Raw genomic sequence first — 9,431 nt, 5'->3', positions numbered from 1 at the left:
GGACGGCGCCGAAGCGGCGGAGACTCCGACGGCACCGACGCCGTCGGGCACGGAATCGAGCGCGACCGGTGCGGCCCCGTCGAACCACACGCAACCGGGGCCGGTGATCGGGATCTTCGCGGCGAACTGCCCTGCGCCCTCGACGGTGCCGAAATCGACCGTCGACGGGACGACGGGGTAGCCGATCGGCGGCGACACCGTGAGCGGGACATCGACGAACTGCGGCGTCAACGCCGTTCCCGGGGCGATGACGTCACCGGACGCGGACCGGGCGTCCGCCGTCGTCACGTCGAGCGTGAGCCGCAGCGTCGCCGCTCCCGGCGGAACCTGGGTGAAATCGAGTTCGACGGGATCGCCGATGTGCTCCTTGGCAATCCGCTCGACCAACGGGTGATCGACGTTCCCCGCGTCGGTCAGCGACACCGACAGGGCAGCACTACCCAACAGGTCGGAGGGGTCGATCTCGTTCCGGTCGGAGTCGACGATGCCCAGACGGATGGCGGACGTCTTCTCGCCGCTGTGGACGGCCGACGTGTCCATGCCGAGCCAGGCCGGGAACAGGTTGCCCGAGATGTGGATGTTCGTCTTCGAGCGGGCCAGCGGGCTGGAGCCGTCCGGGTCGACGAACACGAGGGCCCACATGCCCTGCCACTGGGCGGAATCGTCGGACTTGGTCATCGTGAAGCTGACCGATCGGGGCGACATCCACCGGTACGCCACCTGGGCGCCGTCCAGTGTTGCGGTGGTGGGGGCGCCCTCGCGGTCGAGTGGGAGTTGCGCCCCGCTCGGAGCGATCAATGTCGGGATCAGTCCCTCAGCGTCGGCCGAGCCGAGCACGGTGACCGAGCTGATCGAGTCGTCGAGCACGAAGCGGTGCTGCGCCTCCTCGCACACACTCACGACACAGACACCGGTCTCGCCCTCGATCGGCGCCTGACCGGGTGTGCTGAACGCGTCGAACGCGAACAACAGGTCGTCGATGTTCTGCGCGAGGTAGAAGTCGCCGGGCGACGACGACGTGGCCTTTCCGCACGCCCCGTCGCCGCCGGTGGCGATCGACCGCATCAGGTCGAAGTCGCTGGGCTGCGCGGTGCCCGCGGCGAGACCCACCGCGAACGTGACGATTCCCGACGAGCGCAGCTGATCGGCGATGCCGGCGGGACGGCAGATCGACTCCCGGGCCGCCGCCACCACCTGCTGAACACCCTGATCGCTGCCGAGGGAAACTCCCTGTGCGTAGGGCTTCTCGGCGTCGCGGACGGTGAAGTCGAGTTTTCCGTCGGAGAACCACGCCACCGCCTGGCAGCGGTTGGCCGCCGATTGGCCGCCGCGTTCCGCGAGCGTGCGGCGGGCACCGTCGAGCGCGTTCCAGTAGTCGGTGTCGATGCCGTCCGTCCGCGTGCGGAACCTCTCGACCTCACCCTGCAGGGCGGGCAGCGAACCGTTGTCGAGCCGGGTCCACGGTGCGTGGACGGTGAAGTCGTCGGAGAATCCGGCGATCGCCACGTTGAGTTCCACACCCGCTGATCCACCGAACGTGTTGAGTTGCTCGAGCAGGTAGTTGGCGGCGGACACGCGCGCCGCGTCGGGGTCGGAACCTTGGAGGCTGCCGGACTGATCGACCATGAGCAGCAGGTCGCCCTGTTGCTGCGCGGCCAGGCATCCACCGAAATCGCCGACCGCCGCGGTCGTCGGGGCGGCGGATGCCGTCGGGATCGCCAGCAGCAGCGGTACGAGCATCATCGCCGCGAGGACGGCTACCTTCTTCACAGTCGACCCGCCCATTCCGCAATGTGCCACGCGCTCGCCACGATTCCCGCCAACGCAAGGACAGCGACCACCCAATATCCCCGCTCAGCCCCCTTCGACCTCGAGTACACCGGCATCGCCCGCTGAGCCGTGTCGAGCACGGTGAACCGGGCGAGCAGTGCGAACGCGACCGGACCGGCGAGCACCCACGCGACGACGGCAAAGGCGGTGATCGAACCGAGGGCGATCGCGACAACCAGCCCTGCTACCGCCACAAATCCGGCCAGCACAAGCAAGATGACCGGCGGCTCGCCCTGCGCGATCGTGACGCGTGGCCGCGGACTCGGCGCCGCAGCAAAGGGCTCCGCCGCCGCGGTCGGAGCGAACGTGGTGGGCTGAGATCCGAAGGGGTCGGCGGAGGTCGAACCGAACTGGCCTGCAGCCGGCCATGGCGAGGGTGCGTCGGTGGACGGGCGATCACGAGAGGTCTCGTAATCGCTGAAGTCGAAGGGATTGGTCATCGAGGCACGAATTTCTCTCGCGGTAGGGCAGCAGACGCACGGGGAATCAGGTGTGGTGATCGAACATTCCATCGCGACATTGCGACGAGCGTTACACGAGTGATGATGAAACAATAAGCGGCACAGTGAGTCACAGATACCGCGGCCGTCAGCGTCACCCAGCAGGCGGCACCGCGGCCACAACAGAATCGGCGGCGTCGACCACGCGCGCCCGTCCCCCTCTCTTTGAACGTCGTATGCTGCCGAAATTACACCCCGCCTCCGACACGTTTCCCGATCAACGCGTCGGAGGGGCCGAGATTCATTCAAGCGAATGACAACACCCCCGCTCCTCGGCCCAGCCGCCTGCCTCAGAGCACGTTAGTTGAAACTAATACCAGACATACCCGGCGTCACACATATCCACGCCAACCACGGTGATGTAGCTAATAAATTGCGCGCCAACAAAACCGGATCAATACACCGTTCAACCGACACGACCGTGCAAAATAGGGACTTTCGCCCCTAGCCTCTGCCGGTGTCAGTGCATTACGAGTTGCGGGACGCCTCAGCAGTTGTTCGGCTCACCGATCTTCACAACCGACAGCACAGCGTCTCCTTCGCCGATTAATTCACCGGGCGACGGCTGCTGACCCACGACAACCCAGTTCGAGTCGAGCACCTGCTTCCGTCCCGCACCGGTCGCATCGGCACTGCGCGAGAAGAAGACCCCCGCCGCCTGGATCGTGTTCTGCGCCGTCTGCAGGTTCATGCAGACCACAGCCGGCATCGGTACGAGCGTGGGAGCACTCGCGGTCGGCGCCACAGGCGCAGGCTGCACCGGAGCCACAGGCGTCACCGCGACCGGAGTGGTCACGGGCACCGTCGTCGTCGGGCGTGTCGTCGTGGTTGTCGTGGTCGTGGTCGTGGCCACCGATGCCGTCGTCGAGGACTCACCCGAGCCGCAGGCGACAAGGCCGGCGGTCACAACGACGACTCCCGCGCCTCCCACGATCGAGGAGAACAACGACCGTCGCACCCCGAGCCCCCGGGTTCCCGTCTTCGTGCTGACCTTGGTGGACTGAACATCGATCGACACAGCAGTGCCCTTTCGGAAATGCGGGCGGCCTGCCCGGAAACTCTCGCCCGCGGGTGGTCGCAGGCGGAAAATGTGAATGCGGTCGCGCCAGTGGTATTCGTCAACCCCCCGACGACACGATGGGTGAAACTATTACCAGACGGCATGGACGCCCGCATAATTCGGGCGTGTTGCCAACCCAGCCGCGGGGGTGTTGCGCAATCTCCTGCGCATCAATGCATCCGAGTCAATACGCCATTTGACTGACAGCCAAGTTCCCTGAGCCGGTCTGCACTGCTTTGTCGGTCCCCCAGTGCATGATGACGCCGTGGTTGAGCACACCGCAAAACAGCGAGTCTTCATCGTCGAAGGACGCCCGTGGAAGGACGCTGTGATCGCACATCTCGAGCCGAGGTCGCCCTATCGCCCGTGGTTCATCGGCGAAGACATTCGCAACGGCGACGTGCTCATCACCGTTCTGGACACCGATCCGCGCACTGTCCTGTGCATGGAAGTCGCCGGTTCGTCGTCACTCGACGCCGCCGGCGTCACAGAGTCGTGGACACTCACCGCACTTCCGTCTGTCGCTGCCTTCGAGGCGCATGCCGGCGTCGCTGTTCCCACCGCCGCAGGTCGAGTCGACGACGCCATCGCCGGCCGATTGACTACTCCGTTTTTCACGAATCCGGCGAGCTTCGACGACCCGTTCACCCGACGGGGCGAGGCGTCACACACCACCGCCGCCGCGGCACGTATGCTGCTGAAATCGGCCGGCAAGTGCACCGCCTGCGGAGAACCGATCGACTTGCGTGGCGGTGCCGCGCGGGAGAGAGTGCACATCCACACGGCCGAGAACGGCGTCGACCAGTGGAATTATTACGGTCCGGCGCATGACTGGCCGGCTGTGTTGTGCTGCAGGTGCCAGACTGAGATGACCGAGGGCGGATTTTCCACCTTCCTCGACTACCGCTTCTCATTCCATCCGAGCTGTCCCCTATGCGCTGCATCGCAGACTAGGTCCGCGTCGATCGGCATGCCGAATCCGGGCGAGCCGGTACCGCCGTGGACAGTTCCGTTGGGATGCATCGTCACTGATCCAGTGCCTGAATGGATCTGCGGCGGGTGCGGGTATCGCTGGGCGACGTGACGCGAGTCAGATCCCCATGCGTTTCGCCAACTCCGCTCCCCCGACGTTGCGGATGAAGTCCGGATCACCGCACACGACGAGCTGATCCCGCGCCCGCGACAAGCCGACATACAGCCGCTCCCGCGAACGCTCCTGCACCACCTTCTCATTGAGCGCCAGCACGACGGCACGCCGTTCGAGTCCCTTGAATCCCAGGACGTGCCCGTAGAACACCTGCTCGGTATCCCAGAAGCTGTCCCAATACGCCGCGTTGCCCTCCGTCTGCCGGCTCACCTGCTCCGGGTGACGGCTGCCCGTGGCAAGCAAAGCCAGATCCTCGGGACGCCACCCCTCGTCCATCAACGAATCGATCTGGTCGTCGGCAATCGTCAGCGCGTCCTCCGCCGCGCAGGGCACGAAAAGTACGTCGGGGCCCTCCCCGCCGAGCAGGCGCATCCGCTGTCCGACCAGCGGTGTGAACGAATCCGCAATCTGACGGGTGTTTCGCAGATTGTGATCGAGCACCAACGGGACCAGTTGAATCGGCGGAACGCCCTGCCTGTCGAATACGCGCTGCCCCTCGTCGCTGAATACGTAGATGCCGCCGGCTTCGTCGTCCCGCAGCGCTGCCAGCAGCGGACCCCACCAGTCGTCGGCGAAGTCTTGTGCCTCGTCCACGACCACCGCGTCGAACCGGTCGCGCAACGGCAGTGCCGACGCCAAGTCGGCCATGTGCCGCGGCAGGTCGTGTTCCCAGAACTGCACGGTGTCGGTGTTGCGGATGCTCTCGTCCGGACCCTCGGGCGCTCCCCACAGTTGACCCAGCGCGTGGAACTCACCCACGTACGCGGGACGCTCCTTGTAGGACCAGGTGGCGGTCAATCGCTCGAGATACGACGCCAACCCGTGCGAGTAGCAGATGAGTGCGACGCGCTGCCCCTGCTTCGCCAATCGCCGCGCCTTCTCGACCGCGAGGAACGTCTTGCCGCTTCCGGCGCCGCCGCGCACCTCGACCCGGTGCAACAGCCGGATCGCGTCGAGTATCGCCGACTGCTGGGCGGTGAGCGCATCGGCCGCGTCTTCGTGCGCGATCGCCCGCGCGACCACGTCGCGTTGCGGCAGTCCGCGTCCGGAGAGGACCGTTGTGAGTTGATCGACCGCGCCCTCGGACAGCGCCGGCCGATCCAACTGCTGGCCGGACAGCACCTTCTGCAGTCGCGACACCACGTCGTCCAGGTCACCGCGGTCGATCACCTTCCACCGTGGGCATTCCGGCAGTCCGAAGTCGTCGGTGAGTTCCGTGTTGGGGAACACCACCACGTGGTCCCATCGCAGCCGCCCCTGACTCCAGCGCGGGTCGGCTTCCACATAGCTCCGCAGGGCATACAGCGCGTCCCGTGCCTGCCGAACCGGGTGAATGACCGTCGGCCCTTTTCGCTGCTCTTGGTACCAATCGCTGCCGTCGTGCCAGATCTGCCCGCCCTTCACCTCCAGGCACACGATCCCGTACCCCTCGAGCGCAACGACGAAATCGATCTCGTGGTCCTTGAGTCGGTCGGTGACCCGCTGGTTTGCCACCACCAGGTCACCATCACCGAGCTGACCCAACAGCGCATTCCACACCGATTCCTCGGAACCATTCACCAGGCGCGGATTCTCGGGGATGCGGATCACCATGCGGATACTTTCGCACGGACGGTTCAATTCAGCTCTGCGATCCCGGCTGGAGTTTTCCGTGAGTAGTAGTTTTGCGGTGTGGACATTTCATGGCAGGACCCCGGTGCCGTCTCGTCGATGCTCGACGATTGGGAGACGTGGGCGATCGTCGGGCTCTCCGGCAACCCCGACCGAACGGCGTTCCGGATCGCGGAGCTGTTGCAGCGCCGAGGGAAACGCATCGTCCCCATTCATCCCACCGCACCGACCGTGCTCGGCGAGCAGGGGTACGCCACACTCGCGGACGTTCCGTTTCCGATCGACGTCGTCGACGTCTTCCGTCAGTCCGAGGCCGCCGGCGAGTTCGCGGACCAGGCCGTCGCGGCGGGCGCGAAAGGCGTTTGGTTCCAACTGGGCGTCATCGACGAGGCCGCGTTCCAGCGGACGACCGCGAGGGGCGTCGCGATGGTGATGGACACCTGCCCGGCGATCGAGTGGAGCGCGCGGGAATCAGCGTGACCGTGGCCGGGCTGAAGTCTGACCACGCGACTACGGCTACTCTGGACCGAAATCGTGCAAATCGGACAACGGTCTGACGCGCTCAGTCAATCGGAAGGTTCCCACCTGTGGCTATCGACTACACCCGACGCCCGTCCGCCCCTGCCGCCCCGCAGAGCGGAGTGAGTCTGAGCAAAGTCACCTTGTCGAAGGCCGCGCCGTCGGTCAGCCTCACGAAGTCGGGTGAGCGGCAGGGTGCGATGCGGGTGAATCTCAACTGGTCGTCGGGCGCAGCGCCGCAACCGAAGAAGGCCGGCTTCTTCGCGAAACTTGCGGCCGCCGCGGGCGGCAATAACGGCGTCGACCTGGACCTCGGCTGTCTCTACGAACTTGCCGACGGATCGAAGGGTGTCGTCCAGGCACTCGGCAACAGCTTCGGATCGCTGCAGGGCCCGCCGTTCATCCAGCTCGACGCCGACGACCGCACCGGCACCGCGACCGGCGGCGAGAACATGCGAATCAACCTCGACCGGCCGGAAATGTTCAAGCGCATCCTCATCTTCGCGATGATCTACGACGGCGCACCCAACTGGGCAGCCGTCGACGGCGTCGTCACCCTCTACCCCACCAGCGGCCCCGAGGTGGAGGTGCGCCTGGACTCGGCGAACAGCTCCGCTCGCATCTGCGCCATCGCGATGCTGCAGAACACCGGGCAGGGCATCACCGTGACGCGCGAAGTGAAGTACGTCGAAGGCAGTCAGGCCGATCTCGACAAGACCTACAGCTGGGGCATGAAATGGGCCGCCGGCCGCAAGTAGTAGAGACGGCGGTCGCGAAAGCCACATCCGCGACAGTGACGGCGGCGGAGCGGTTTCCGGCATACCCGGTCCCCCCTCCGCCAAGGGAATGCTGGGACCGGGCACTGCACCGAACGGAACCCCAATGCACACACAGCATAACCTGTTGCCCCACGCCGAATTCCACCCCGGGCATGGCAAATATTGATCGGATACTGGGTGCCGCGGCCACGTGATCGCCGACGCGGACCAGCGACTGACACAGGTGGAACGGCCGAGGCGGCCGGCCGGCCTCAGCTCGAATATCACGCACCTGCGGGCTACCGTCGGGACTATGTTCAGTACCGAGATCGAGGTTCGTACCGGCGCTGTGCCGGTGGTGTACGACCTGACCCGTGAGATCGAGAAGTTCCTCGCGTCGGCCGGCGCCGGCGATGGGCTGCTGCATGTCTGGGTGCCCCACGCCACGGCGGGACTCGTCGTCATCGAGACCGGCGCCGGAAGCGACGACGACCTGCTGCGCGCGATCGACGACGTGCTTCCGCGCGACGACCGGTGGCGCCACCGCCACGGCAGCCACGGACACGGCCGCGACCACGTGCTGCCGGCATTCCTGCCGCCGTACGCGTCCGTTCCTGTCTTCGACGGTGCGCTCGCGACGGGCACCTGGCAGTCCGTCTGCCTCGTCGACACCAATGTCGACAACCCGGTGCGGCACGTCCGGTTCAGCTTCCTCGCCGGCTGAGCCGACGTCCGTGGACCGTCTCCGATCAGGCCTGCGCGAGCGTCCTTGCCGAGGAATAGATTTCGGGCAGAGAGGCCGTTTCGTCGGTGGAAGAGCGATCCACCCACGTCTCCAACGCCGCCCGGAGCACGGCGACCGACACGTCGACCGCCAGGCGAATCTGTAGGTCGGAGCAGTCGAATCCCTTCGACACCACGTCGATCAGGGCCGCCGTCCGCGCCACACTCTCGCGCGCCAGCACAGCACGCAGCGACGGTTCCTTCTTGATGAGCCTGTTCACCCGCAGCAGTCGTCGGCAAGGTGGGGACGAGCTGTCGGCGTAGGTCACCAATGCGTCCGCGAAGGACGTCTCCAACGCGAGCCTCGGAGAGAGGGTCGCGTCGAGTTGGTCGAGCCGTGATGCCACGACCGCCTCGAAGGCCCAGTGGTCCCGGAGCGCGGCCTCTTCCTTCGTGGCGAAGTATCGGAAGAACGTGCGCTGAGACACGCCCGCTGCTTGCGCGATCTCCCCGACGGTGGTGGCCTCGACACCCTTGTGCTCGAACAGTGTGAGGGAAGTCTCACTGATCTCCACGTTCGTCTGCTCGCGTCGCCGCTCCCGCAGTCCCAACGGGCCGGCTGGCAGGTCAGACGGCACGGCGAACGCTTCGATTCTGGTCATCAACGGCCTTCGTTATCGGTAGGAGAACCTCACGCGTCGATCGTTCACATCCGGACATCCATTGTCAACATGGCAGTGTGTGTCATAATGTATGCGAAGGGTAGGTAATCAATGAATCTCAATATCGGTGACATTTTCCTGTACCCGCACCATGGGTCCGTGACAGTCACAAAGCTCACGACCCGGATGTTCAACGATCTACCCACTGATTACGTGCAGTTCGAAGTCGCACAGACCGGGCTGTCCATCGAGATCCCCGTCGCGAAAGCCGAGATCATCGGCGTTCGGAACGCGATCAACAACGATGAAGTCGGTCGAGTCTTCGACATCCTGCGCGGGCCGACGGTCGACGACCCGTCCAACTGGTCTCGTCGGTTCAAGGCCAATCAGGAAAAACTGACCGTGGGCGGAATCTTCACGGTGAGCGAAGTCATCCGCGACCTGATGACCCGTTCACAGGAAAAGCCCCTCTCGGCCGGCGAGAAGCGGCAGCTCGAGCACGCGATGCAGCTCGTCATTTCCGAACTCGTCCTCGCGATGAAGTCCGACCCGGACGAGACTAGGCGCCGCATCGAAGCGATCTACGAATCCGCCGACTCTCCCGCGGCGGTCGCTGCAGTC

General features: G+C 65.4%; 11 protein-coding genes. 6 read left to right on the top strand and 5 right to left on the bottom strand.

Annotation, left to right across the window (positions count from 1 at the left end):
* The 3 genes from ACFTZB_RS38455 to ACFTZB_RS38445 form a co-directional block, all read right to left on the bottom strand.
* Positions 1-1,770: vWA domain-containing protein (locus tag ACFTZB_RS38455; RefSeq protein WP_378440083.1), on the bottom strand; the 1,770-nt coding region annotated here is incomplete at its 3' end.
* Positions 1,767-2,270 (bottom strand): hypothetical protein, encoded by a 504-nt coding sequence (locus ACFTZB_RS38450; protein ID WP_378440081.1) that lies wholly within the window; start codon positions 2,268-2,270, stop codon positions 1,767-1,769. The genes ACFTZB_RS38455 and ACFTZB_RS38450, both read right to left, overlap by 4 nt.
* Before the next feature lie 547 nt (positions 2,271-2,817).
* Entirely contained in the window at positions 2,818-3,039 is a 222-nt protein-coding gene (locus ACFTZB_RS38445) for a calcium-binding protein (protein WP_124389646.1), read from the bottom strand.
* 10 nt (positions 3,040-3,049) lie between these two features.
* Between ACFTZB_RS38445 and ACFTZB_RS38440 the strand changes: the two genes are divergently transcribed.
* Complete coding sequence (locus ACFTZB_RS38440) at positions 3,050-3,334, top strand: hypothetical protein (RefSeq protein WP_378440079.1); 285 nt, start codon at positions 3,050-3,052, stop codon at positions 3,332-3,334.
* Positions 3,335-3,655: 321 nt separating this feature from the next.
* Positions 3,656-4,474, top strand: coding sequence for a hypothetical protein (locus tag ACFTZB_RS38435; RefSeq protein WP_378440076.1), 819 nt, complete (start codon positions 3,656-3,658; stop codon positions 4,472-4,474).
* Between the two features lie 6 nt (positions 4,475-4,480).
* Here the strand turns inward: ACFTZB_RS38435 and ACFTZB_RS38430 are convergent, their stop codons facing one another.
* Entirely contained in the window at positions 4,481-6,130 is a 1,650-nt protein-coding gene (locus ACFTZB_RS38430; RefSeq protein ID WP_378440074.1) for an NERD domain-containing protein, read from the bottom strand.
* A gap of 78 nt (positions 6,131-6,208) precedes the next feature.
* On the opposite strand from ACFTZB_RS38430, the gene ACFTZB_RS38425 reads away from it, so the two are divergent.
* From ACFTZB_RS38425 to ACFTZB_RS38415, 3 genes are all read left to right on the top strand, one after another.
* Entirely contained in the window at positions 6,209-6,628 is a 420-nt protein-coding gene (locus ACFTZB_RS38425) for a CoA-binding protein (RefSeq protein WP_378440072.1), read from the top strand.
* Between the two features lie 107 nt (positions 6,629-6,735).
* The gene (locus ACFTZB_RS38420) at positions 6,736-7,425 is read left to right on the top strand and encodes a tellurium resistance protein (RefSeq protein WP_378440070.1); all 690 of its coding nucleotides are present in this window, start codon (positions 6,736-6,738) and stop codon (positions 7,423-7,425) included.
* 313 nt (positions 7,426-7,738) lie between these two features.
* A complete protein-coding gene (locus ACFTZB_RS38415) occupies positions 7,739-8,149 on the top strand; it encodes a YjbQ family protein (RefSeq protein ID WP_378440068.1) in 411 nt (136 codons plus the stop codon).
* A gap of 25 nt (positions 8,150-8,174) precedes the next feature.
* Here the strand turns inward: ACFTZB_RS38415 and ACFTZB_RS38410 are convergent, their stop codons facing one another.
* Complete coding sequence (locus ACFTZB_RS38410; protein WP_378440066.1) at positions 8,175-8,810, bottom strand: TetR family transcriptional regulator; 636 nt, start codon at positions 8,808-8,810, stop codon at positions 8,175-8,177.
* Positions 8,811-8,969: 159 nt separating this feature from the next.
* On the opposite strand from ACFTZB_RS38410, the gene ACFTZB_RS38405 reads away from it, so the two are divergent.
* Positions 8,970-9,431 (top strand): CarD family transcriptional regulator (locus tag ACFTZB_RS38405; protein ID WP_378440064.1); only part of this gene is annotated, 462 nt, incomplete at its 3' end.

The sequence above is a fragment of the Rhodococcus sp. NPDC057014 genome (assembly GCF_042673295.1).
In the GTDB taxonomy this organism is placed as follows: Bacteria; Actinomycetota; Actinomycetes; order Mycobacteriales; family Mycobacteriaceae; genus Rhodococcus_F.
Note: the sequence above shows the minus strand (reverse complement) of the source record. Positions and strands in the feature narration are given on the sequence as shown.

What these genes read in the sequence shown, in the direction of transcription:
- ACFTZB_RS38450 (WP_378440081.1), bottom strand. Translation starts at nt 2,270, where the DNA reads ATGACCAATCCCTTCGACTTCAGCGATTACGAGACCTCTCGTGATCGC.
- ACFTZB_RS38445 (WP_124389646.1), bottom strand. Translation starts at nt 3,039, where the DNA reads ATGCCGGCTGTGGTCTGCATGAACCTGCAGACGGCGCAGAACACGATC.
- ACFTZB_RS38430 (WP_378440074.1), bottom strand. Translation starts at nt 6,130, where the DNA reads ATGGTGATCCGCATCCCCGAGAATCCGCGCCTGGTGAATGGTTCCGAG.
- ACFTZB_RS38415 (WP_378440068.1), top strand. Translation starts at nt 7,739, where the DNA reads ATGTTCAGTACCGAGATCGAGGTTCGTACCGGCGCTGTGCCGGTGGTG.
- ACFTZB_RS38410 (WP_378440066.1), bottom strand. Translation starts at nt 8,810, where the DNA reads ATGACCAGAATCGAAGCGTTCGCCGTGCCGTCTGACCTGCCAGCCGGC.